This window comes from Nonomuraea sp. NPDC003214 (genome assembly GCF_053590035.1).
The window spans coordinates 31885-53250 of the sequence record NZ_JBSFSX010000013.1; the positions used below are offsets into that span (position 1 = coordinate 31885).

20 protein-coding genes are annotated in these 21366 nt (G+C 73.7%); 13 read left to right on the forward strand and 7 right to left on the reverse strand.

The window, feature by feature from the left end:
- Positions 1–89: 89 nt before the first annotated feature.
- On the forward strand, positions 90–734 hold the full coding sequence (locus ACWDXC_RS34630) for a hypothetical protein (protein WP_449989193.1): 645 nt from the start codon (positions 90–92) through the stop codon (positions 732–734).
- 22 nt (positions 735–756) lie between these two features.
- Here ACWDXC_RS34630 and ACWDXC_RS34635 read toward each other — a convergent pair whose 3' ends face one another.
- Positions 757–1182 (reverse strand): MarR family winged helix-turn-helix transcriptional regulator, encoded by a 426-nt coding sequence (locus ACWDXC_RS34635; protein ID WP_449989196.1) that lies wholly within the window; start codon positions 1180–1182, stop codon positions 757–759.
- A gap of 130 nt (positions 1183–1312) precedes the next feature.
- Between ACWDXC_RS34635 and ACWDXC_RS34640 the strand changes: the two genes are divergently transcribed.
- The 6 genes from ACWDXC_RS34640 (at position 1313) to nagA (ending at position 8321) form a co-directional block, all read left to right on the forward strand.
- On the forward strand, positions 1313–2512 hold the full coding sequence (locus ACWDXC_RS34640; RefSeq protein ID WP_449989198.1) for an ROK family protein: 1200 nt from the start codon (positions 1313–1315) through the stop codon (positions 2510–2512).
- A 69-nt stretch (positions 2513–2581) separates the two neighbouring features.
- Positions 2582–3895: an extracellular solute-binding protein gene (locus ACWDXC_RS34645; protein WP_449989201.1), complete on the forward strand. Its 1314-nt coding sequence runs from the start codon at positions 2582–2584 to the stop codon at positions 3893–3895.
- Position 3896: 1 nt separating this feature from the next.
- Positions 3897–4862, forward strand: coding sequence for a carbohydrate ABC transporter permease (locus ACWDXC_RS34650; RefSeq protein WP_375072985.1), 966 nt, complete (start codon positions 3897–3899; stop codon positions 4860–4862).
- Positions 4859–5701 carry a carbohydrate ABC transporter permease gene (locus ACWDXC_RS34655; protein WP_219507085.1) on the forward strand — a complete coding sequence of 281 codons (843 nt, stop codon included), beginning with the start codon at positions 4859–4861 and terminating at the stop codon, positions 5699–5701. Before ACWDXC_RS34650 ends, ACWDXC_RS34655 begins: the two co-directional genes overlap by 4 nt.
- Positions 5702–5718: 17 nt before the next feature.
- A complete protein-coding gene (locus ACWDXC_RS34660) occupies positions 5719–7200 on the forward strand; it encodes a glycoside hydrolase family 3 protein (RefSeq protein ID WP_449989205.1) in 1482 nt (493 codons plus the stop codon).
- Positions 7197–8321 carry an N-acetylglucosamine-6-phosphate deacetylase gene (nagA, locus tag ACWDXC_RS34665; RefSeq protein ID WP_449989207.1) on the forward strand — a complete coding sequence of 375 codons (1125 nt, stop codon included), beginning with the start codon at positions 7197–7199 and terminating at the stop codon, positions 8319–8321. The genes ACWDXC_RS34660 and nagA overlap by 4 nt, the downstream gene beginning before the upstream one ends.
- 34 nt (positions 8322–8355) lie before the next feature.
- On the opposite strand, the gene ACWDXC_RS34670 is transcribed toward nagA, so the two are convergent.
- Positions 8356–9279 (reverse strand): aminoglycoside phosphotransferase family protein, encoded by a 924-nt coding sequence (locus ACWDXC_RS34670; RefSeq protein WP_449989210.1) that lies wholly within the window; start codon positions 9277–9279, stop codon positions 8356–8358.
- 179 nt (positions 9280–9458) lie between these two features.
- On the opposite strand from ACWDXC_RS34670, the gene ACWDXC_RS34675 reads away from it, so the two are divergent.
- On the forward strand, positions 9459–9680 hold the full coding sequence (locus ACWDXC_RS34675) for a hypothetical protein (RefSeq protein WP_449989213.1): 222 nt from the start codon (positions 9459–9461) through the stop codon (positions 9678–9680).
- A gap of 126 nt (positions 9681–9806) precedes the next feature.
- Here the strand turns inward: ACWDXC_RS34675 and sigJ are convergent, their stop codons facing one another.
- Positions 9807–10694, reverse strand: a complete 888-nt coding sequence (gene sigJ, locus ACWDXC_RS34680; RefSeq protein ID WP_449989216.1) for an RNA polymerase sigma factor SigJ — start codon at positions 10692–10694, stop codon at positions 9807–9809.
- An 81-nt stretch (positions 10695–10775) separates the two neighbouring features.
- Positions 10776–11495 carry a nucleotidyltransferase domain-containing protein gene (locus ACWDXC_RS34685; protein WP_449989219.1) on the reverse strand — a complete coding sequence of 240 codons (720 nt, stop codon included), beginning with the start codon at positions 11493–11495 and terminating at the stop codon, positions 10776–10778.
- Positions 11496–11625: 130 nt separating this feature from the next.
- Here ACWDXC_RS34685 and trpB point away from each other — a divergent pair, with 130 nt between their 5' ends.
- Genes trpB through ACWDXC_RS34700 form a run of 3 tightly spaced genes read left to right on the forward strand, consistent with a single transcriptional unit; the run spans position 11626 to position 14386 of the window.
- Entirely contained in the window at positions 11626–12822 is a 1197-nt protein-coding gene (trpB, locus tag ACWDXC_RS34690) for a tryptophan synthase subunit beta (RefSeq protein WP_449989222.1), read from the forward strand.
- Positions 12819–13634 (forward strand): tryptophan synthase subunit alpha, encoded by an 816-nt coding sequence (trpA, locus tag ACWDXC_RS34695; RefSeq protein WP_449989223.1) that lies wholly within the window; start codon positions 12819–12821, stop codon positions 13632–13634. The genes trpB and trpA overlap by 4 nt, the downstream gene beginning before the upstream one ends.
- Positions 13631–14386: a GntR family transcriptional regulator gene (locus ACWDXC_RS34700; protein WP_357587798.1), complete on the forward strand. Its 756-nt coding sequence runs from the start codon at positions 13631–13633 to the stop codon at positions 14384–14386. Before trpA ends, ACWDXC_RS34700 begins: the two co-directional genes overlap by 4 nt.
- A 25-nt stretch (positions 14387–14411) precedes the next feature.
- Here the strand turns inward: ACWDXC_RS34700 and ACWDXC_RS34705 are convergent, their stop codons facing one another.
- Positions 14412–15578, reverse strand: coding sequence for an erythromycin esterase family protein (locus ACWDXC_RS34705; protein WP_449989226.1), 1167 nt, complete (start codon positions 15576–15578; stop codon positions 14412–14414).
- A gap of 91 nt (positions 15579–15669) precedes the next feature.
- Here ACWDXC_RS34705 and ACWDXC_RS34710 point away from each other — a divergent pair, with 91 nt between their 5' ends.
- The gene (locus tag ACWDXC_RS34710) at positions 15670–16353 is read left to right on the forward strand and encodes a TioE family transcriptional regulator (protein ID WP_449989229.1); all 684 of its coding nucleotides are present in this window, start codon (positions 15670–15672) and stop codon (positions 16351–16353) included.
- 39 nt (positions 16354–16392) lie between these two features.
- Here the strand turns inward: ACWDXC_RS34710 and ACWDXC_RS34715 are convergent, their stop codons facing one another.
- The gene (locus ACWDXC_RS34715; RefSeq protein WP_449989231.1) at positions 16393–17004 is read right to left on the reverse strand and encodes a hypothetical protein; all 612 of its coding nucleotides are present in this window, start codon (positions 17002–17004) and stop codon (positions 16393–16395) included.
- An 81-nt stretch (positions 17005–17085) separates the two neighbouring features.
- On the opposite strand from ACWDXC_RS34715, the gene ACWDXC_RS34720 reads away from it, so the two are divergent.
- Positions 17086–19221, forward strand: a complete 2136-nt coding sequence (locus ACWDXC_RS34720; protein WP_449989233.1) for an MMPL family transporter — start codon at positions 17086–17088, stop codon at positions 19219–19221.
- Here the strand turns inward: ACWDXC_RS34720 and ACWDXC_RS34725 are convergent.
- The gene (locus ACWDXC_RS34725) at positions 19206–21323 is read right to left on the reverse strand and encodes a polyprenyl synthetase family protein (protein ID WP_449989236.1); all 2118 of its coding nucleotides are present in this window, start codon (positions 21321–21323) and stop codon (positions 19206–19208) included. The genes ACWDXC_RS34720 and ACWDXC_RS34725 overlap by 16 nt on opposite strands.
- Positions 21324–21366 lie beyond the last annotated feature (43 nt).

Below are 21366 nucleotides of genomic sequence, written 5' to 3' on the forward strand. Positions count from 1 at the left end.
GGTCTCGACGTCGCGCCGTTCCATGCCCGTACGTCAGCGACCGTCCCGCTCGGTTCCTGGCGCCGGCGGCGACCCTGGAGGATGTGACGATGACCCCTGAGACCGTCGACCGGCTGCGGGCCGAGGCGTCACGCGACGACTATCCGTCGATGGCCCGGCTGGCACGGGCCCTGCACGAGGCCGGGCACGACCGGCGCGAGGTGCTGCGTGAATGCTACGGCGTCACGTTCCCCGAGGAGCTGTTCGTCGTCGTCGACGGCGGGATGTGGCGGCTTGAGCTGCGCGCGCGTTTCACCAACCAGCCGTGGCAGCCGGCCGTCCCGCCGGACCGGGGAGGCCCGGCGGCGACCGCCAACAGCATGAACGGCACCGAGCTGCGGCTCCTGGCCGAGGATCCTGACCTGATGCCGCTCTTCGGCATCCCCGCCGTCCTGTTCGACACGCCTGACCAGGTCGTCTGCTATCGGCTCAGCGAACTCCGGGAGGGCCGTTCGACGGTCTTCCGGCTCCCCGGGACGGCTCCCGCCGCGAAGGCGCGGCATTGCGGGGCGTCGATGCTGGAGGTGCTGCACCGCGAACACCTCCAGGCGGTGCGCCGGGCGGAGAAGCAGCTGAGCGACCCGCGTAACTGGGGCGCCGGTTCGGTGGACGACGAGGAGGTGGCGGAGGAGTACGCGGCCCTGGAGCGGGTCCGCGAGCTGCGACGCCGGGTGGCCGAACGCGCGGAGGGCTGAACGACCCGCGGCGAGCGCGGGATCAGGGCGCCAGGTCCCGGCCGGGGGAGTGGAGGCCGTGCAGCAGCTTGGCGAGCCGGTCGCCGTCCTGCGGGTCGAGCCGGTCCGTCACCGGCGTCAGCGCGCGCCGCACCTCGTCGTACACCTGCTCCGCCAGCTCCAGCCCCGCCGGGGTGATGAACACGTCGACGACGCGGCGGTCCTGGGCGTTCCTGCCCCGGGCCACCAGCCCTCGCTGCTCGGCGCGGTCGATGAGGCCGGACAGGGTGGACTTGTCGAGGCCGAGGAACGCGGCGAGCTCGGTCATGCGCGGGCGGCGGTCGCGCAGGATGCCCAGCACCCGCAGCTGGGTGAGCGAGAGGTCGTGCTCGGCTCCGATGCGGGTGAGCACGCCGACCACCTCGAAGGTGTTGCGGACGAGGGCGTCCACGAGGGCGTCGGAAGTCATGTGCTCACGCTACCCGTCGTGCTTTGCATTACAAACCAGCGGGGCCGGACGCAAGAGCTGGGTGGTGACAACCGCGTGGTCCTGTGGTTACACTCACGGCCAACATTTTTGTTCAAGCTGAGAGAAATAAATGCACTCTGCCACCGAACCTCGTGCCACCAACCGCAGCGCGGTCCTGTCCACGCTGCTCTCCGGGCGTTCCCTGGAGCGTGGACAGATCGTGGAGGGCACCGGGCTCAGTCGTGCCACCGTGTTCCGCATCGTGGACGACCTGCGTTCACGCGGTTTCGCCCGGGATGCGGCCGTGCAGCCGGCCAGCGGCAGAGGAAGGCCGTCGACGCTCGTCCGGTTCGACGGCTCCGTGCACCTGGTGGGCTGCATCGACCTCGGCGGCACCAACTGCCGCTTCGCCGTCGCCGACGCGCTGGGCAACACGCTGGTCCGGGCCAAGCACCCCACCCCGCTCGCGTTCGACGGCGAGCGGCTGGCCGGCTGGATGGCCGAGCGCATCCACGAGCTGGCCGGCGCGGTATCGGGGCAGCACGGCCCGCTCGGCGCGGTCGCCGTGGGACTGCCGGGTGTGGTGTCGGGCGACAGGTCACGGGTCGTCGGCTCGCACAACCTGCCGCAGCTCCACGGCACGGTCTTCGTCGACGCCCTGCGCGAGCGCATCGCCGTGCCGACGACGCTGGACAACGACTCCAAGCTGGCCCTGGTCGGCGAGCTCCAGTACGGTGCGCTGGCCGAGAAGGAGACCGCGGTGCTGCTCACGCTGGGCACCGGCCTCGGTTCCGCGGCGGCGATGAACGGCCAGGTCCTGTCCGGCAAGGACGGGCTGCTTGGCGAGTTCGGGCGGCTGCTCATCCCCGGCACCAAGACCCGGCTGCGTGACCTCGTCTCCGGCGCCGGCCTGGTCGCCCACGCCCGCGCCGCCGGGTACGACGTGACGCACGCCAGGCAGATCCTGGAGGAGCCGGAGCGCTTCGGCGATTTGCGGCAGCGCATCCGCGACGCGCTCGTCCACCTGGTGTCGATCGTGGCCCTGGCCTATGAGCCGCGCACGGTCATCGTGACCGGCGGGTTCGGCGACGGCCTGGCCGAGTCGGCGCTCGACGAGGTCCAGGGCGAGGTGCTCGACCTCGTCGGCGTCAGCACCCGGGTCCGCCGCACCATGCTCGGCGGCCAGGCGGGCCTGCTCGGCGCGCTGGCCATCGCGCTCGGCGACCTGTACGCCTCGCTCGGCGTGCTGGAGGAGCACATCAACCAGATCGAGGTGGACCGGGCCCGCGCGGTCAAGGCCCTCGAAGAGGCGCCCGTCCATCCCGGCTGACCCGCCTGCGGACGCCCGAACCAGCCACCCCCACGAACCCCCTCACATCCCCCATGGAAGGAACCCCCGATGCGAACCAGGAGGACCGCCGTCGTCCACGGCGCACTGACTCTGGCCGGCCTGCTCGTACTCACCGCCGGGTGCGGCGGCGCGGGCGGCGGCTCCGGTGACAGCGGGCCGGAGTCCGGCACCCTGACCGTCTGGATGATGACGGGCGGGCCCGGCGACTCCGAGATCATCGAACAGGCCAAGGCGGCGTTCGCCAAGAAGCAGCCGGGCATCGACGTCAAGGTCGAGATCCAGCAGTGGGACAGCATCGCCACCAAGATCACGACCGCGCTGGCGTCCGGGAAGGGGCCGGACGTCGTCGAGATGGGCAACACGCAGACCCCGCTGCAGTCGTACTCGGGAGCGCTGCTCGACCTGACGGCGGACAAGGCCGGCTTCGAGGAGTCGGCCACCTGGCTCGACGGTCTCGCCCAGCCCTCCACCCACCAGGGCAAGCTGTACGCCACCCCGCTGTACGGCGGGACCAAGGTGGTGCTCTACAACAAGGACCTGTTCGCAGAGGCGGGCATCGACGAGCCGCCGGCCACGATCGAGGAGCTCAAGAGCGCCTGCGAGACGCTCGCCGAGAAGAACTCCGGCACCAAGAACTTCTCCGGCTTCTACATGCCGGGCCAGTACTGGTTCGCCGGCGCGCCGTTCGTCTTCGGCAAGGGCGGCGACGTGGCCACCCGCGACGGCGACACCTGGAAGGGCGCGATGAGCACGCCCCAGGCCCAGGAGGGGCTGCGGGAGTGGAAGGACTTCCAGAACACCTGCTCCACGCCCTCGTCCGTCGGCAGCAACACCAACAGCCCGGACCAGACCCAGCTCTTCGCCGACGAGCAGACGGCGATGCTCTACGTCCGGGCCTGGGAGCCGGACAAGGTGCTGGAGAAGAACCCGAAGCTGAAGGACAAGCTCGGCTACTTCGTGATGCCCGGCTACGAGAAGGGCAAGCCGCTGCCGACGATCGTCGCCGGTTCGACCATCGGCGTCTCGGCGGCGACCACCAGGCCGAACGCCGCCAAGGACTGGCTGCGGGTGGTCACCGGCCGCGAGTTCCAGGGGCTGATGGCGCAGAAGCTCAACCTCATGCCGATCTCGCCCGCGTTCATGCCCGCCGACGGGGTGACCGAGGCGCTCACGACCGGCGCCGAGGCCGTGAAGAGCAACCACGCGCTGCCGGTGACCCCGGGCCAGGCGACGCTCGACGGCGAACGCTACAACGAGCAGTTCTTCTCCGACATCGCCGCCGGCAAGGACATCGCCGCCCGGGCCGCCGAGTACGACGCCCACATCGCCAAGGCGTTCAACGCGACGGGGACGACCTCCTGACATGGCACTCCAGACTCAGGGGGCGGTGAGTCTCGGGCCGGACCGGGGTGAGTCCCGCGAGCCCGCCCCGGCGCGCGACCGCCGCTCCCGGCTGCCCTACGGGCTGGTCGCGCCGGCGGTGATCGTCCTGGCCGTGACCCTCGGCTATCCGGTCGTCCGGCTCGTCGTCCTGTCGTTCCAGAAGTTCGACTCCCGCTCGCTGTTCACCGGCGAGGCGCCCTTCGTGGGCGTGGCCAACTACACCGACGTGCTGGCCGACCCCGCCTTCTGGGCGGTGCTCGGGCGCACCGTCGTCGTCACCGCCGCCTGCGTCGCGGCCATGATGGCGCTGGGCTTCGCGCTGGCCAGGGCGCTGACCCGCACCTCGGCGTGGGCCAGGCTCGTGTTCGTGGTCTGCCTCGTCCTGGTCTGGGCCATGCCGATGGTCTCGGCCGCGCTCATCTGGCAGTGGCTGTTCCAGCCGCAGTACGGCGTGGCGAACTGGATGCTGACCCAGCTCGGCGTGTTCGGCGACCTGACCGCGCGCGACTGGTTCTCCGAGCCCGGGCCGGCCCTCGTACTGATCATCGTGCTCATCGTCTGGAAGGGGCTGCCGTTCGTGATCCTCACGATGTACGCTGCCCTGCTCCAGATCCCGTCGGCCCTGTACGAGGCGTCCGGCATCGACGGCGCGGGGGCGTGGCAGACGCTGCGCCGCATCACGCTCCCGCTGATGCGGCCCGTGCTCGCCGTCCTCGTCGTCCTGGAGGTGATCTGGTCGGTGAACTCCTTCACCCCGTTCTGGGTGCTGACGCAGGGCGGGCCGTCCGGCCAGACGACGACCGTCTCGGTCTACGCCTACGTCCAGGCCTTCACCGCGAACGACTACGGAGCCGGGTCGGCGATCTCCGTCATCACGATCGTGCTCCTGTCGGTCTTCGCCGTCCTGTACGTCCGCCGTCTCACGAAGGGGGGCGAGGTGGCATGAACGCCCTGCGCGACTTCCGCACCCGCCGCCGGCTGGCCGTCGACGCGGTGGTCGTCCTCGCCGCCGTCGTCATGATCTTCCCCGTGTACTGGATGTTCGCGACCGCGTTCAAGCCGCCGGGGCAGGTCCTGTCGCTGACGCCGCAGTTCGTGCCGTGGCCGCCCAGCACGGAGAACTTCACCAGGACCCTGGCCGCGCCCGAGTTCCTGACCTTCCTGCGCAACTCGCTGGTCGTGTCGCTGATCACGGTCGTGCTGTCGATGGCCGTGGCCGTGGCGGCGGCGTTCGCCACCGTGCGCTTCGCCTTCGGCGGGCGCCGGACCCTGCTGGCCGTGCTCGTCCTCGTCCAGATGATCCCCGGCTCGGCGATGGTCATCCCGCTCTACCTGATGCTGCGGGACATCGGGGCGCTCGACATGCTCCCCGGGCTCGTCCTCACGTACCTGTCCTTCGTCCTGCCGTTCACCGTGTGGAACCTGCGCGCCTTCGTCGCCGGGGTGCCCGTCGAGCTGGAGGAGGCGGCGATGATCGACGGCTGCGACCGGCTGCAGGCCTTCCGCCGGGTGGTGCTTCCCCTGCTCGCCCCCGGGATCGTCGTCACGTCGGTCTTCGCGTTCATCAACGCCTGGGACGACTACCTCTTCGCGTACGTGCTCATGCGGTCGCAGGAGAACTACACGCTGCCCGTATGGCTCGTGTCGTTCAGCACCGCGCCCCAGGTCGACTACGGCGAGACGATCGCCGCCTCGGCCATCTTCTCCCTGCCCGTCCTCGTCTTCTTCCTCTTCCTCCAGCGCCGGCTCGTCGGCGGGCTGGCGGCGGGCGCGGTCAAGGGCTGACACCCGACAGGAGTCTCATGGATCACCTCGAACGGCTCGCACACGCCGTACTCTTCCCCGCTCTCGGCCGTCCCGTCGTCCCGCGCTGGATCGACGGGCCGGTGGCCGCCGGCCTCGGCGGGTTCGTCCTGTTCGGCAAGGACATCGTCGACCAGGACCAGTTGCGCGGCCTCACCGCCGGGCTGCGCGAGCTCTCCCCGTCCCTGCACCTGGCGATCGACGAGGAGGGTGGCGACGTCACCCGGCTGGAGGCGGCCGGCGGGATCTCCACGCCGGGCAACCTCGCCCTCGGCCGGATCGACGACCTCGACGCGACCAGGGCCTGCGCCCACCAGATCGGGCTCGCGCTGCGCGCGGCCGGGGTGACCTGGGACCTCGCCCCCGCCGTCGACACCGCCGTCAACCCCTTCAGCCCCAACGGCGTACGCTGCTTCAGCGGCATCCGGGCGCACGTGGCCGCGCACGCCGCCGCCTGGATCGAGGGGCTCCAGGCCGCCGGGGTGAGCGCCTGCGCCAAGCACTTCCCCGGCCACGGCCTCAGCGGCACCGACGCCCACCTCGGCACCCCCGACCTCGACCTGAGCCGGGACGAGCTCGTCGACCACTACCTCGACCCGTTCCGCTCGGCGATCGCGGCCGGCGTCGACTCGATCATGGTCTCCCACCCCCGGGTGTCCGCCCTGGACGAGCTTCCGGCGTCGATCAGCGCACCGGTGATCACCGGCCTGCTCCGCGACGAACTGGGCTTCGACGGCGTCGTGATCACCGACGCCCTGGAGATGCGCGGCGTGGCCGACGTCGCGCCGCTGGGCGAAGCCGCCGTCCTGGCCCTGCGCGCCGGGGCCGACGCCCTGTGCCTGGGCGCGTGGGCCTACGGCGAGGACGTCAGGACCGCCGCCCACGCCATCGCCGAGGCCGTGCGCACCGGCGACCTCCCCGCCGAACGCCTCGAACAGGCCGCCGACCGGCTGCGGCGCATGGGCCGGCGCGGCGCCCCGGACAGCCCGCTCGACGGCGAGGCCGACAGCGGGCTCGGGCTGCGGCTGGCGCGGCGGGCGGTGCGGGTGTCGGGGGACCCGCTGCTGCGCGGGGACGCCACCCTCGTCGTCCGCCTCGAACCGGTCGCCTCACCCGCCTCGGGCGGCGGGCCGGGGAACGTCGAGACGCTGCTGGCCACGCCCGGCCGCACCGTCGAACAGGTGACCGTGGCGGCCGGCACGTACAACGGCCCCGGGATCGTGCACGCGGCCATCTCGGAGTTCCGCGAGCAGTACGGCGCCTCGGGCGACGTGGTGATCCTGGTCAGGAGCCCGCACCGGTTCGAGTGGCAGGCCCCGATCCTCGACCGCATCCTGGCCACCACCCCGGACGTCGTCGTCCTGGACATGGGCTTCCCCCAGCTGGACTTCTCCGCCGCCCGCGGCTGGGTGCGCACGTTCGGCGCCTCCCGGGTCTGCGCCGAGGCCGCCGTCGAGGCGCTCACCGGGAGGCGCGGGTGACCGCCCGGCTCTTCGTGAACGCCCGGCTCGTGCTCGCCGACCGGGTCGAGCCCGGCTGGCTGCGCACCGACGCGGGCCGGATCACCGCCCTCGGGTACGGCCCGCCGTACCCGGCCGGCGGTGCGCCGATCGTGGACGTCGGCGGCGCGTACCTGGCTCCCGGCCTGGTCGACCTGCACTGTCACGGCGGCGGCGGCGCGGCCGTCTACACCGGCGACCCCGCCGACGTGCGCACGGCGGCCGAGGCCCACCTGCGGCGGGGCACCACCGCCATGCTCGGCTCCGTGGCGACGGTCGACCAGCCCCTGATGCGGGCCGCCGCCCGGGCGGTGTGCGAGGCGGCCAGGGACCCCGGCGTGCCCAACCTCGTGGGCGTGCACTTCGAGGGCCCGTTCCTCGCCCCCGCCCGCCGCGGCGCCCAGACCGAGTCCGCGCTGCGCCTGCCGGACCGGACCCTCCTCGAAGACCTGCTGGAGATCGCCGACGGCCTCCCCACCGTCATGACCATCGCGCCCGAACTGCCCGGAGCGCTCGACCTCATCGCCGCCTACTCCGGCGACTGCGTGTTCGCGATCGGGCACACGGACGCCACCTACGACCAGGTACGCGCCGCCGCCGACGCCGGCGCCCGGCACGTCACCCACCTGTTCAACGCCATGCCGCCGCTCGGCCACCGCGCCCCCGGCCCCGTCGCCGCCGCCCTCACCGACCCGCGGCTGACCTACGAGCTCATCGCCGACGGGCAGCACGTGCTGCCGCCCGTCCTGGCCCTGGCCACCGGTGACGGCACCCGCGCCGTCCTCGTCACGGACGCCATGGCCGCCGCCGGCCTCGGCGACGGCCGCTACGCCTTCGCCGACCGCACCGTCGACGTCTCCGGCGGCACGGCCCGGCTGGCCGGCACCGACCGCCTCGCCGGGTCGACCGCCTTCCTCACCGACTGCGTCCGCCACCTGGTGCGAGCGGCCCACGTCCCCGTCCACACCGCGCTGCGCATGGCGACCGCCAACCCGGCCGCCGTCCTCGACCTCCCCGGCCGCGGCGCCCTGGAGCCCGGCCACCGCGCCGACCTCGTCATCCTGGACGCCCACCTGCACCCGCAGACCACCTACCCGGCCTGACCGCCCGGGCTCAGGGGTCGTGTCGCCGCGCTGGTCATCGTCGGTGCAGCAGGGTGGTGGCGATGGCGACCTGGGCGGGTTCGAGGGTGGGCTTGCCGTCCTCGATGTCCCACAGGGCGTTCTGCAGCACGCGGCCGAGGGTCCAGCCGACTGCGCGGTTCCGGTCGAGGCCGAGCGTCTCGGTCAGCAGGTCGAAGCGGCGCAGCACCGCGCGAGCCACGTCGCCGGTGGCCTCCACCTGATCCCACCGGTTGTCCAGGGCCGGCAGCAGCTCGAACCCCGGGTCGCCGGCCAGCGGTTCGGGATCGATGGCCAGCCACGGCTCCCGTTCGCCGGCCAGGATGTTGTCGTAGTGCAGGTCCCAGTGCAGGAGGCGGTCGCCGGGCTCGCCGATCAGTTCGGCCACGGCGGACGCGCAGGTGCGCACCAGCCGCTGCTCGTCGGGGTCGCGCAGTGCGGGGGCGGCCTGCGGCGCCTGGTCGAGCATCGCCGCGGCGATGTCGGACAGCCGGCGCAGGTCGCCGGGGGCGGGGACCGAGGTCAGGCGGGCCATCAGGTCGGCCAGGATCCGCATGGCCGCGTCGTCGTCGGCCACCGATGAGAGCGTCCGGGTCGCGTCCAGGCGTTCCAGCAGTTGGGTGCCGCTCCGCTCGTCATGGTCGAGCAGGCGCACGATGCCGTTGCCGTTCCAGGCCCGCAGTCCGGCGGCGGCGCCGGCGGTCTCCTCCCGGAGCTGCTGGAGCTTGAGGACGGCGGGCGTCCCGTCGGGCTGGCGCACGGGGAAGACCAGCGAGGCCATGCCGTACGCGGCCGGGCCGTCGGGCCGCAGCCGCCAGCGGTCCAGGAACTCGCCGCCCAGGCGTGGCAGTCCGGCGAGCCAGGCGCGGGCGTCGGCGTTGTTCGCTCCGTAGGAGGCGGCGAACTGGTCGGGGACCTCGATGGAGGCCGACGTGGTCATGAAAGGGATCTCCTTCGTGGATTCGGGTCAACGTGCGACGAACGAAGGAAAGCGCGGAGGGGCCCGGTCGCTGGGCCGGCGTCAAAGCACGGACCTACCCTACCGCGTGCCGCGCTTGTGGTGCGATCGCACCAAGCAGGTGTTATGGTTCGAACGCACCACAAAAGGAGACGAAGCGCATGAAGTACGTGACCGTGCTGATCATCGGCATGTTGCTGCTGGTCCTGGGGGCCCAGGGCGCCATCCGGCTGCTGGCCGACCATGACGACGCCGGGTTGCTCGGCGGGCTGCCCGGAGGGTTCGGGGTGTGGCTCGCCTGCCACGTGGCCGCCGCCGTCACAGGAGCCCTCCTGGCCGGCTGGGGCAGCAAGCACGCCAAGCGGAGCGGACACGGACGGTGACCTGGACGTACGGCAGTGCGGACGGCAGGCCTGTCCCCGCCGGACAAGGATCACCGGCGGGTCCGCGCCGTCCTGCACTGCCTGCGGGCCTGACCCCTCACCCACGCCGGCCCCGGCCCCCAGGGGTCATGGCTCCAGGCGGGTGAGGTCGAGGCGGGCGAGGCGGTCGGGGTCGGACAGGATGTCGATCGTGGCGAGCCTGCCGTCGGAGATGGTGAAGCTCATGACGGAGATGAGCTGGTCGTCGACGGTGTTGACCAGGCCGGCCAGGCCGTTGACGAGCGCCGGCTGGGTGTTGCTGGTGGTGGCCATGCGCTGGAAGGTGGCGAGCTGGCCGGCCACGGCGGCGACGCCGCGGATGACCTTCATGCCGCCGGTGAGCACGCCGCCGTCGGCGCGCAGGACCACGTCGGGGTCGAGGATGGAGACCAGGGCGGCGAAGTCGCCGCCGCGGGCGGCGGTGAGGAAGGCGTCGACGACCCGGCGCTGGCTGTTCAGGTCGGGGTCGGGGTTCGGCGCTGCGCCGCGGACGCGCTGGCGGGCGCGGCTGGCGAGCTTCTTGGCCGCCACGGGGGTGCGGTCGACGATGGGCGCGATCTGCTCGAACGGCAGGCCGAACATGTCGTGCAGCACGAAGGCCAGCCGTTCGGCGGGGCTCAGCGACTCCAGCACGACCAGCAGCGCCAGGCCGACCGAGTCGGCGAGCAGCACTTCCTGCTCCGGGTCGGTGGCGTCCGTGCTGCTGATCACCGGGTCGGGCAGGCGCTCCTCCAAGGACTCCTCGCGCCGGGACTTGCGGGCGCGGAGCATGTCCAGGCACACCCGGCCGACCACGGTGGTCAGCCAGCCGCCCAGGTTGTCGATGTCACCCGAGTCCGAACGCGCCAGCCGCAGCCACGCCTCCTGCACCGCGTCCTCGGCCTCGCTCAGCGAGCCCAGCATGCGGTAGGCGACGGCCTTCAAATGGGGGCGGTGTCCCTGGAACTGGTCGGCCAGGAAGTCAGGGGAGGTCATCGGTCGCGTTCCTCTCGTCTCAGTCACATCACAACAGGTGACGTATCCAACCAGCGAAAGGTGACCGCGTACGCCTCGGCGTCAGTCCAGCGCGTCCTCCACGAGGTCGAGGTAGGAGTGCCCGGCGGCGAGGTCGCCGGGCCGGTCGAGCGGCGTGAAGCCGTCCAGCAGCCGGCGCAGCGCGGCGAGGTGGTCCCGCCACGAGGCCCCCGGCGAACCGCCGAGGAACTCGATCAGCTGAGCGGTCCCGGGTGAGCGGCGGGCGATCCGCTTGCCCGCGATCGGGATCATCACCAGCCGCGCCACCTGGTGTTCGACCGGCCGCTTGGGGGTGGGGGTCTCTCGCTCGCCTGCGGCAAGCAGGTCGGCGAAGGCGGCGGGGAGCCGGTCGAAGCCGCGCCGGTCGAGGACGACCGTGCTGTCGGCGGGCCAGCCGGCCCGCGAACTCGGGTGGATGTGCCAGTCGACGCAGAGCGGGAGCCCGTCGATGATCTGGTACGCGCTGAACGCCCTGGTGCCGCGCAGCCCGTTCTGCCGGGCGTCGAAGGCGGCCGTCATGGTCCCCGGGCCGGCGGGGAGGCGGCCGGGCAGCGCGTAGTCGTCGAGGAGCGGGTCGTCGACGACCACGAGCAGGTCGACGTCGCTCCAGTCGTCGGCCCGGCCCGCGCCGAGCGACCCGACCAGGGCGGCCCCGGCCACCGCGGGATCGTCGCGGAGCCCCGCGGTCGCGGCGGCGAGCCAGCGGGACCGGATGCCGGCGAGGCGGGGAGCGGACGGCGCCGTGCCGCTGTCCGTGCTCATCGAGGCCCACTCCAGCACCCCGGGCGCGACGACGGCAACCGGTTAACGGGGCCGTGGTGGCGTCCCAGGGCGATCGGTGTCACACTGTTCTAGAACACACTGAAGAGTTATAGAACGATCGGAGCTAGGTATGCGTGATCTGCTGCCCTGGCGCGAGCTGGTCCCGCAGGGCGCGACGACGGACGCCCGGGGGCGGTTCGGCGCGTACGGTGGGCGCTACGCGCCCGAGTCCCTGGTGGAGGCGTGCCGCGAGGTGGACGAGGCGTTCCGGGAGGCGTGGGCGGATCCCGGGTTCCGGAGCCTGCTGGCGCGGCTGCTCGCCGTGCACGCCGGGCGGCCGACGCCGCTCACCCCGGCCCGCCGCCTGTCGGAGGCGCTGGGGGTGGAGCTGTACCTGAAGCGCGAGGACCTCACCCACACCGGGTCCCACAAGATCAACAATGTGCTGGGCCAGGCCCTGCTCGCCACCCGGATGGGACGGCGCAGGCTGATCGCCGAGACCGGCGCCGGGCAGCACGGCGTGGCCACCGCGACCGCCGCAGCGCTGCTCGGCCTGCGGGCCACGGTCTTCATGGGCGAACGCGACATCGAACGCCAGGCGCTCAACGTGTTCCGCATGCGCATGCTGGGCGCCGAGGTCGTCCCGGTGACCTCGGGCAGCCGCACCCTCAAGGACGCGACCAGCGAGGCCATGCGCCACTGGGTGGGCGCGACCGGCGACTCCCACTACTGCATCGGCTCGGTCGTCGGGCCGGACCCGTACCCGTGGATGGTCAGGGAGTTCCAGCGGGTCATCGGCGACGAGGCGCGCGCGCAGTGCGCGGCAGAGCTGCCTGCCGGCGTGCCGGACCACGTGGTCGCGTGCGTCGGCGGCGGCTCGAACGCGGCCGGCACGTTCGCCGGCTTCTCCGGCACCTCGGCGCGGCTGGTCGGGGTCGAGGCGGACGGCGGCGCCGGGGCGAGCCAGGGCCGGCTCGGCGTCCTGCACGGCTGCCGCTCGCTGTTCCTCCAGGACGGCGACGGGCAGATCGTCGAGCCGCACTCCATCGCCGCCGGGCTCGACTACCCGGGCGTCGGCCCCGAGCACGCCCACCTGCGCGACCTGGGCCGGGCCCGCTACGTCACGGTGACCGACGACGAGGCGGTCGCGGCGGCGGTTCGGCTGGCGCGTACGGAGGGCATCCTCCCGGCGCTCGAGTCGGCGCACGCCCTCGCCTGGGTGATCCGCGCGGCGGCGGACGGCGAGCTGGCCGCCGGCTCGACGGTGCTGATGACGCTGTCCGGCCGCGGCGACAAGGACGTCTCGACCCTGAAGGAGCTGCTGTGACGAACCCGACCCTGACCGCCGGAGCGGTCGAGCGCCACCTGCGGGTCCGCCGCGCCACCGGCCGAGGCCTGCTCATGCCGTACGTCACGGGCGGGATCGCGCCCGGCTGGACCGGCTACCTGCGGGCGTTCGCCGACGCCGGGGCGGACGCGATCGAGCTGGGCCTGCCGTTCTCCGACCCCACGCTGGACGGCGCCACCATCCAGCAGGCGAGCGACGCGGCGCTGGCCCGTGGAGCGAGCACCCGCCGCATCCTCGCCGACCTGGCCGAGGTCCGCGACCTGGGCGTGCCGCTGGTCGCCAGCACCTACTACAACCTGGTGCTCAACGACGGCCCTGAGGCGTTCTGCGCCGCGCTGCGCCGGGCCGGCGTCAGCGGCCTGATCGTGCCCGACCTGCCGGTGCACGAGGCGGACGAGCTGGCGGACGTGGCCGCCGACGCCGGGATCGAGCTGGCCCTGCTGGCGTCCCCGACGACCCCGCGGCCACGGCTGGCACAAATCTGCGAGCGCAGCCGCGGCTTCGTCTACGCCGTGTCGCTGATGGGCACCACCGGCGAGCGGGCGGCCTTGGCCGCCTCGGCGGCCGGGCTCACCGCGCGGATCAGGCACGTCAGCGACCGGCCGGTCTTGCTAGGCTTTGGGATCTCCACCCCGGACCAGGCACGCGAGGCCCGCCGGCACGCCGACGGCGTGGTGGTCGGCGCCGCCGTTATGCGACGGGTGCTCGACGGGGCCGGGCCGGACGACCTGCGGGCCTTCCTCACGAGCCTGCGGCAAGCCCTCGACCAGGAGTGTGACCGACCCCGATGACCCCCGACGCCGGGCACGAGGCGAGATACCGCGCCATCGCCGCCGACCTCGCCGCGAAGATCCGGTCGGGACACTACGCCCCCGGCACGGCCCTGCCGCCGCAACGGGAGCTGAGCGCCTCCTACGGGGTGACCCTCATGACGCTGCGCCAGGCGTTGCGTGAGCTGAGCGACGAGCGGCTGATCGTGCAGCAGCCCGGCAAGGGCACGTTCGTCGCCCCGCCCCACCTGGGATACCAGCTCGACTCGCTCCGCAGCCTGGCCGACGACCTGCGCAAACAGGGTCACGACGTACGCACGTCGGTGGCCGGGCGGGCGGTGCGCCGGGCTCCCGCCCACGTCGCCGCCGAGCTGCGGCTGCGGCCGGGCGACTCGGCGCTGCGGCTGGAGCGGGTCCGCGAGTTCGCCGGACGCCCGGCCGTGCACCAGGTGTCGTGGGTGCGGCGGCCGGTGGCCGACGGGATCCGCGACCGCGACTTCACCGCCGTCTCCCTCTACACGGCGCTCGCCGACGCCGGGGTGACGGTCGCGCGGGCGTCGGAGGTGGTGCGGCCCGGCGTGCTCGACCCCGCCGCCGCCCGCCACCTGCACGAGCCGGAGGGCAGCCCGGTGCTCGTCAGCACCCGCGTCACGTTCACGCTCGACGGCACGCCCGTGGTGGCGGACCACGCCACTATCCTCGGCAGCATGATGGAGATCCGCACCGAACGGGCCGCCACCGGCCTCTCCCTCACCTGGGGCCCCGCGAGCTGACCGGCGCCCGGCCGGGGGAGCCTGGTCAGTCGAGGACCTGGAGGTCGACGGCCTTCTTGAGGAAGACGATGCCGTCGATCAGGCCGAGGTGGGCCGGGTCGAGGGAGAAATAGGCGAAGTCGCGGGAGACGCGCTTGTCCGGGGCCGGGACGGCCTCGGCGAAGCGGCGGGCGTCGACGAGGGCGTGCTCCCACGGGAGCGTGGACAGCAGCCCCTCCACGGTGTCCGGGGACGGGGTGTCGTCGCCGACCGTGCCGAAGGCCGTGGCCAGGAACGCGTAGCGGTCGCCCAGATCCGTCGCGGCGAGCGCGCCCGCGCTCCACCATTGCAGCTCGTGGTCGCCGAAGGACATGAGGCTCTTGTGCCGCTGCAGGTGCAAATTGCTGGCGTAGACGAGGACCGGGCCCCGGGCGGCGATGGCGCGCAGGTTGTCGGCCATCATCGCGTCCCGCAGGGCCGACAGCCGTGCCCACCGGGTCGGCGCCGTGTCGGCCATCCAGTGGTGGTAGCGGAGCAGGCCGACGGCGGTGCGCCCGTACAGGGCCGCCAGCTCCCGGTCGGCGGCGCTCAGCGCCGGCGCCTGGGTGGCGAGCAGCGCCACCAGGTCGTCGGCGATCACCCGTAGCCGGTGGGCCTCGGCGGACCGGCCGATCGACCGGGACGGGTCCATGGCCGCGGCCTCGTCCGACCACCGCTCGTCCGCGCCCAGCAGCGTGTCGAGGGTCTCCGCGGTGCAGGGGAGCGGGCCGTCCAGGAGGGCGTGCAGGCCGGTGAGGGCCTGGCGGGGGCTCGCCGCCCAATACTCCAGCGGGCCGTCGAAGCCGAAGAACCGCACCTTCTCGTCGTGCTCCTCGTTGTAGGCGCGCATCCAGCGGACGAGCTCGCGGTTGGCCGGGACCGTGCCGAACCGGTGGCTGAAGCCGCGCTCCATGACGTCGTCGAGCGTGCCCGCGCCCGTGGTGACGTAGTCGTCGACGAGCAGGCCCATGAGGCAGTCGCTCTCCAGTGCGAATCCCCGGTAGCCCTCGTGCTCCACCAGATGCCGGAAGATCTCGTTGCGCGCCTCGCCCAGCTCGTTCACGAAATGCCTGGCCTCGCCCAGCCCCAGCAGCAGGGGCCGAGCGGGCAGCGAGCGGAGGAAGGCCGAGACGCCCGCGCCGTCGAGCGGCCGGGCCATGTCCTTGAAATCCATGCCTTCGACGGTATCGTTGAACAGCCGGTGTAAACTTTCGCGCGAAATTCCGGGACCTGTGCGGGATGGACCTTCAAACGGTGATGCATCCATGAGGCCGGTGGACCTGGCGCGCGAGCACGGCCTGTCCACGCAGGCGATCAGAAACTACGAGGACGCCGGCATCCTGCCCGCCGCCGGGCGCACCGCCCACGGCTACCGCGCCTACACGCCGCTGCACGCCGAGGCGCTGCGCGCGTTCCTCGCCCTCGTGCCGGGGCACGGCCACCAGACGGCCACGTCGATCATGCAGGCGGTCAACCGGGGGGCCGTCGAGGACGCGCTGCTGCTCGTGGACGAGAGCCACGGGGTGCTTCTCGACGACCGCCGCACGCTCCAGGCCGTCGAGGCGGCGCTGCGGGATCTGGCGCCCGTGCCGCAGGAGCGCGGCGACACGTTCATCGGCCCGCTGGCCAGGAAGCTCGGCCTGCGGCCCGCCACGCTGCGCAAATGGGAGAAGGCCGGGATCGTCCGGCCGCGCCGCGACCCGCTGACGGGCTACCGGGTCTACGGCGCGGCCGACGTACGGGACGCCCGGCTGGCCCACCAGCTCAGGCGGGGCGGCTACCTGCTGGAGCAGATCGCCCCGCTGATCGCGCAGGTCCGCGCCGCCGGAGGCGTCGCCCCGCTGGAGGCGACGCTGCGCGAGTGGCAGGCCCGCCTGTCAGCGCGGGGCCGGGCCATGCTCGGCGCCGCCGCCGCGCTGGACGCCTACCTCCGCGCCCGGGAAGCCTGACCCGGGCGGGGCGGCGGACGAGCAGGCCGGTCGCCGGGGTCAGGTGAAGGAGATCTGGCCCGTGCCGGTGAGCTGGGTGAATCCGGCGGCGGTCGTGCACTGGTTCAGGTCGGAGGTCATGGTGCCGCTGCCGCTGAAGGTGCGGCCCTTGAGCCGGCCGGAGGCGACGGTGCCGCTCAGCAGGTTGTCGGCCAGGGTGGCGCTGCCCGGGTGAGAGGCGGTGAGCGTGGAGGTGCCCACGCTCGTGCCCTGGCCGTTGCGCCAGGTGGCGGTGCCGGTCGCGGTCAGGTCGGCGACGCCGCGGCAGCTCGCGGTGGCGCTGCCGCTCACCTCCAGCCGCCCCGACTTGATGTCGGTGATCGTGCCCGAGGGCGAGGTGCAGTTCTCCAGGAGGAGGACGCCCTGCCCCTCGGTGTGCCGCGCCGCCGCGTCGCGCAGCGCGGGGGTGAAGACGATGGGGTGCTTGGGCGCGGTGCGCACGTCGCACTTCAGCACGGCCGCGGCTGCCGCCGCCGGTTGCGCCGCCGGGCGGGCCACCTGCCGGGCGACGGCCCCGGCGGAGCCGGTGGAGGCCAGGAACGGCACCGCGAGACCGGCGACGACGACCGCGACGGCGAGACCGCGAACGCGGCCGGGACGTGACTGGGACACGCATCCTCCCGATAACTGCCTGGAGCTGATTGACTACTCTTTGTAACACGCTTTTGGCCCCGTTAACCAGGAGGCGGCATCGTGGCGGTGTCCTCACACGCGTCGGCCGGGGAGTCGGCCGCCGAGCGCCGGGAGCGTCGCTCGCTCTGGTGGCGGCTGGGCGTGCTGGCGGCGCGCCGCAGCCGGGTGATCCTCGCCGCGTGGCTGGCGCTCGTGGCCGGGTCGGCGGTGCTGGTCCCCGGCCTCGTCGAACGCTCGGCCGCGCCCGCCGTCCGGGTCGAGGGGTCGGGCTCGGCCGACGCCGCGCGGCTGTTGCAGCAGGGCTTTCCGCAGCTCGGCGGCGAGCAGATGCTGATGGTGTTCGCCTCCGCGACGCTCACCGACGCCGACGGCCCCTACCAGCGGGCCCTCCACGACGCCACGCGCGCCGTGGCCGCCCGGCCCCTGGTGGGCGGGGTCCGGCTGCTGCCCGCCGTGCCGGGCCAGGACCGGCGGCGCGTGTACGCGCTCCTCGGCGTCAACGGCGACCAGCGCGCCAGGCAGGAGGCGCTGCCGTCGCTGCTGCGCGCGGCCGGTGACGCGGCCGGGCGGGCTTCCGGAGGGCGCGTCGAGGTGCACGTGGTGGCCGAGGGCGCGCTGCTCACGGTGGTCAAGCAGGCCGACCTGGCCGACCTCCGGCGGGCCGAGCTGCTGGCCGTGCCGCTGTCGCTGCTGGCGCTGGCGGCCGGGCTGGGCGCGATCGGGGCGGCCGTGGCGGTGCTGGCGGTGGCCGGGGCGGTGACCGTGACGTGCCTCGGCCTGCTGGGCGCGGCGAGTCTGCTGGGCGTGACGGTCAACACGTTCATGCTGGCCGTGGCGGCCACCGTCGGGCTGGGGCTCGGCCTCGACTACGCGCTGCTGATCCTGCTGCGCTACCGCCGGTCGCGGGCCGCCGGGCACGACCGGCACGACGCGGCCGGGGCCGCGGTGGCCACCGCCGGGCGCACGGCGGCCTGGTGCGCGCTCGGGGTGGCGCTCACGTCGGCGGCGCTGCTGGTCGTCCGTACGCCCATGATCCGCACGATGGCGGTGGCGGTGAGCGTGACGGCCGTGGTGGCCGCCGTGGTCGCCGTCACGCTGCTACCGGCCCTGCTCGTGGCCGCCGACAGGTGGCTGCTCCGCCGCCGCGCCGCCGCTCCGGCGGGCGGTGACGGCTGGGCCCGATGGGCGCGGCACCTCATGCGCCATCCTGTCGCCTACACGCTGGCCTGCTCCGGGGCGCTGCTGCTGGCCGCCGCCCCGCTGACCGGAGTGCGGCTCGGCTTCGACCTGGACCGGCCGGCGCTCGCGGGCAGCGACTTCGCGCGCGGCCTGGCGCACATGGAGGCCGACGGCATCGCCTCGGGCCTGGCCGTCGTGCTGCCGCACCCCGCCGGAACGCCGCCGGTCGACGCCTTCGCGCTGGTCGCCGCGCTCAAGGACGATGCCAGGGTGTCGCTGGCCGCCTCGCTCGACAACGGCCGCGACCTCACCGTGGTGACCGTCTTCACCCGGACGAGCCTCGACGACCCGGCCACGACCGAGCTGGCCCGGCAGATCACCGGGCGGCTCGCGCCCGCGACGCTGCCGTCCGGCCAGCGGGTGTACGTGACCGGGCCCACGGTGATCTTCGCCGATCTCATGGACGAGACCGCCGCCCAGCTCGGCACCGTGATCCCGCTGGTGCTGGGCTGCTCGCTGGTGTTCCTGCTGGTGACGTTCCGCAGCGTCGTGCTGCCGGTCAAGGCCGTCGTGATGAACCTGCTGGCCGTCCTCGCCGCCTTCGGCCTGCTGACCCTGGCCACCCGCCACCTTCCCGGCCTGGTCGGCGCCGAGGTCGACACGCTGGTCCCGCTGCTGGCGTTCACGCTGGTGTTCGGCCTGTCGATCGACTACGAGATCTTCCTCATCCATCGCGTCGCCGAGCACTACCAGGCCCACGGCGACAACACCGCCGCCGTGGCCGACGGCCTGACGCACACCGCCAGGCCGATCACCGTGGCCGCCGCCTGCATGGTCGCCACGTTCGCGGCGCTGCTCACGGCCGACAGCCGCCATCTGGTGCAGCTCGGGCTCACGGTCGCGGTCGCGATCGTGATCGACGCGACCATCGTCCGGCTGGTCCTCGTACCGGCGCTCATGCGGTTGTTCGGCGACCGCAACTGGTGGCTGCCGTTCGCGCGTCACTCGTCCAGGTGACGGCTGGCCGCGTACAGGCCGAGGGCGCGCATCATGACCGTGTGGTGGTTGACCGGCAGCAGGGCCTGCAGCGGCCGCCACGCCTGGTCGACGGCCGTGCGCGCGTCGGCCAGGCTCGCCTCGGTGGCGCCGCAGCGGTCCACGGCGCGGGCGACCTCGGCCGCCGCGACCGGGTCGGCGCCGCCCGCCCGGACGATCTCCCACACCTCCCGCAGCCGGTCGCGCGGCAGCCTCGCGACCGCGTGGGCGAGCGGGTAGGTGACCTTGCCCTCGCGGATGTCCTCGCCGGGGAGTTTGGCGACGCGGGCGCCAGGACGGCCGTCCGCGACCAGCACCGCCCGCAGGTCGGCCACGTCGTCGGTGATCTGGTACGCCAGCCCCACGGCCTCGAAGTACGCGCTGACGGCGTCCAGCAGCTCGCCCCGGGCGCCGCCGAGGATCGCGCCGAACTCGCCCACGCCGCGCACCATCCCGCCCGTCTTGAGCCGGTGCGTGGTCCGCACCCGCTCCAGCACGACGGCGGCGTCACCGGTGGCCACGGCGAGCTCCATCACGTCGTGGTGCCCGGCGATGTCGAGTGCCTGACCGGCGTGGTTGCGCCGCATGCCGTCGAGGTACGCCTGGTAGAGCCGCAGCCGCCGGTCCGGGTCGCCGGGCAGCAGATGGCGTGCCACCAGGTCGAAGACCAGATAGGTGTGGGTGCCGGTGTTGATGGCGGTGGCCTGCCCGAACACCGTGTGGACGGCGGGCCGGCCGCGCCGCGTCGGCGCGTTGTCCTCGACGTCGTCCACCATGAGGCTGGCGGTGTGCATCAGCTCGACGAGCGCCGCCAGCGCCCGGTAGTGGCGGCTGTCGACGCCCTGCATCTCCATCGCGGCGAGCGCGGCGTAGCTGCGCCAGCCCTTGCCCATCGCGTCGGCCAGGTGGCGGACGGGCGCGACCAGCGCGCGGTGCAGCGACCCGGCGACGGCCTCGACCGGCCACGAGCCGGCGGGGGAGAGGCCGGCCAGCGTGGCGATGGCGTCCGGGTCGGGCTCGTCGGGATACAGGCGTACGACCTCGGCGTGGGTGATGTCGCGCAGCCGTTCGACGTGCCCTTCGAAGTCGGTGATGCGGTGGTCGGGCTGGATCTCCAGCCAGCCGGCGCCGCGCACCGGCTCGCCGCCCAGCTCGCCCTCGGCCGTGACGGCGGCGTCGAACAGGGCGCCCAGCCCGAACGCCGCCTGGCGTTCCTGCTCCGGGAAGCAGGCGGCCACCCGCAGCGACAGGCCGGCGCCGGGCGCCTCGATCCGCCAGGCGACCGGGTAGGCGTGCAGCGTCGTCGTGGAGATCCAGCTCTCGCCCGGGACCAGCGTGACGGGGCTGCCGGCGCGGGTGCCGTCGGGCGCGACCAGCAGCAGCCCGTCGTCGGCGGCCACCACGTCCCACCCGTTGTCCAGGTGCACGGCGATCCGCGCGTGGCCGTCCCGCGCCGGGGCGGGCCCGTGCCGGTACAGGGCGATCCCGGTCAGCGGGACCGGTGGGTGCTCCGGCCGCCGCCAGGTCGCCTCCACCGCGAGCCGGGTGACGAGCTCCGCGCCGGACGCCGCCACGGCCGGCTTGAGCGGGCGCGCGGTCAGCTCCCACTCGTCGCCGTCGCCGCGCAGCACGACGCGGCAGCCGTCGTCCCCGGCCGCCCGCAGCTCGGCGACGCCGCCGAAGTCGAGGCCGGTGCGATCGTCCGCCACGCGGGCCGGGCCGGGCAGCAGCCGGGCGGGAAGGATCGGGCGCCCGCCCGCGCACGCCTCGCGTACCGCCTCGCCGATGCGCGGGTCCCACCCGTCGGCCGCCTCCTGTCGCGTCAGCTCGACCCCGCCGTCGTCGCACCAGGTGAAGGCCCGGTACGCGGGCTGCCCGGGCACGCACGTCGCCCACTCGCACCCGTGGGCGACCAGCGGGCCGCCGCCGGGACGGGTGGCGCGCCGGACCTGGAAGCCGGCCGTCAGCCGGTGCTCGACCCCGCCCTCGTCACGCAGGACTGCGGCCAAGCGCCACTCCTCGTGATCGAGACCGGGGCCGGGAAGCGTCTGCGTGCCCGTCTCGACGATCGGCTCAACCCCCACGGCGTCCACCCTTCAGGTCGGTGACGATACGCATGCACACCGT

Excerpts from the sequence above, each read along its gene's own strand:
- ACWDXC_RS34630 (WP_449989193.1), top strand. The coding sequence starts at position 90 with ATGACCCCTGAGACCGTCGACCGGCTGCGGGCCGAGGCGTCACGCGAC.
- ACWDXC_RS34635 (WP_449989196.1), bottom strand. The coding sequence starts at position 1,182 with ATGACTTCCGACGCCCTCGTGGACGCCCTCGTCCGCAACACCTTCGAG.
- ACWDXC_RS34640 (WP_449989198.1), top strand. The coding sequence starts at position 1,313 with ATGCACTCTGCCACCGAACCTCGTGCCACCAACCGCAGCGCGGTCCTG.
- ACWDXC_RS34645 (WP_449989201.1), top strand. The coding sequence starts at position 2,582 with ATGCGAACCAGGAGGACCGCCGTCGTCCACGGCGCACTGACTCTGGCC.
- ACWDXC_RS34650 (WP_375072985.1), top strand. The coding sequence starts at position 3,897 with ATGGCACTCCAGACTCAGGGGGCGGTGAGTCTCGGGCCGGACCGGGGT.
- ACWDXC_RS34655 (WP_219507085.1), top strand. The coding sequence starts at position 4,859 with ATGAACGCCCTGCGCGACTTCCGCACCCGCCGCCGGCTGGCCGTCGAC.
- ACWDXC_RS34660 (WP_449989205.1), top strand. The coding sequence starts at position 5,719 with ATGGATCACCTCGAACGGCTCGCACACGCCGTACTCTTCCCCGCTCTC.
- ACWDXC_RS34670 (WP_449989210.1), bottom strand. The coding sequence starts at position 9,279 with ATGACCACGTCGGCCTCCATCGAGGTCCCCGACCAGTTCGCCGCCTCC.
- ACWDXC_RS34675 (WP_449989213.1), top strand. The coding sequence starts at position 9,459 with ATGAAGTACGTGACCGTGCTGATCATCGGCATGTTGCTGCTGGTCCTG.
- sigJ (WP_449989216.1), bottom strand. The coding sequence starts at position 10,694 with ATGACCTCCCCTGACTTCCTGGCCGACCAGTTCCAGGGACACCGCCCC.
- ACWDXC_RS34685 (WP_449989219.1), bottom strand. The coding sequence starts at position 11,495 with ATGAGCACGGACAGCGGCACGGCGCCGTCCGCTCCCCGCCTCGCCGGC.
- trpB (WP_449989222.1), top strand. The coding sequence starts at position 11,626 with ATGCGTGATCTGCTGCCCTGGCGCGAGCTGGTCCCGCAGGGCGCGACG.
- ACWDXC_RS34700 (WP_357587798.1), top strand. The coding sequence starts at position 13,631 with ATGACCCCCGACGCCGGGCACGAGGCGAGATACCGCGCCATCGCCGCC.
- ACWDXC_RS34705 (WP_449989226.1), bottom strand. The coding sequence starts at position 15,578 with ATGGATTTCAAGGACATGGCCCGGCCGCTCGACGGCGCGGGCGTCTCG.
- ACWDXC_RS34710 (WP_449989229.1), top strand. The coding sequence starts at position 15,670 with ATGAGGCCGGTGGACCTGGCGCGCGAGCACGGCCTGTCCACGCAGGCG.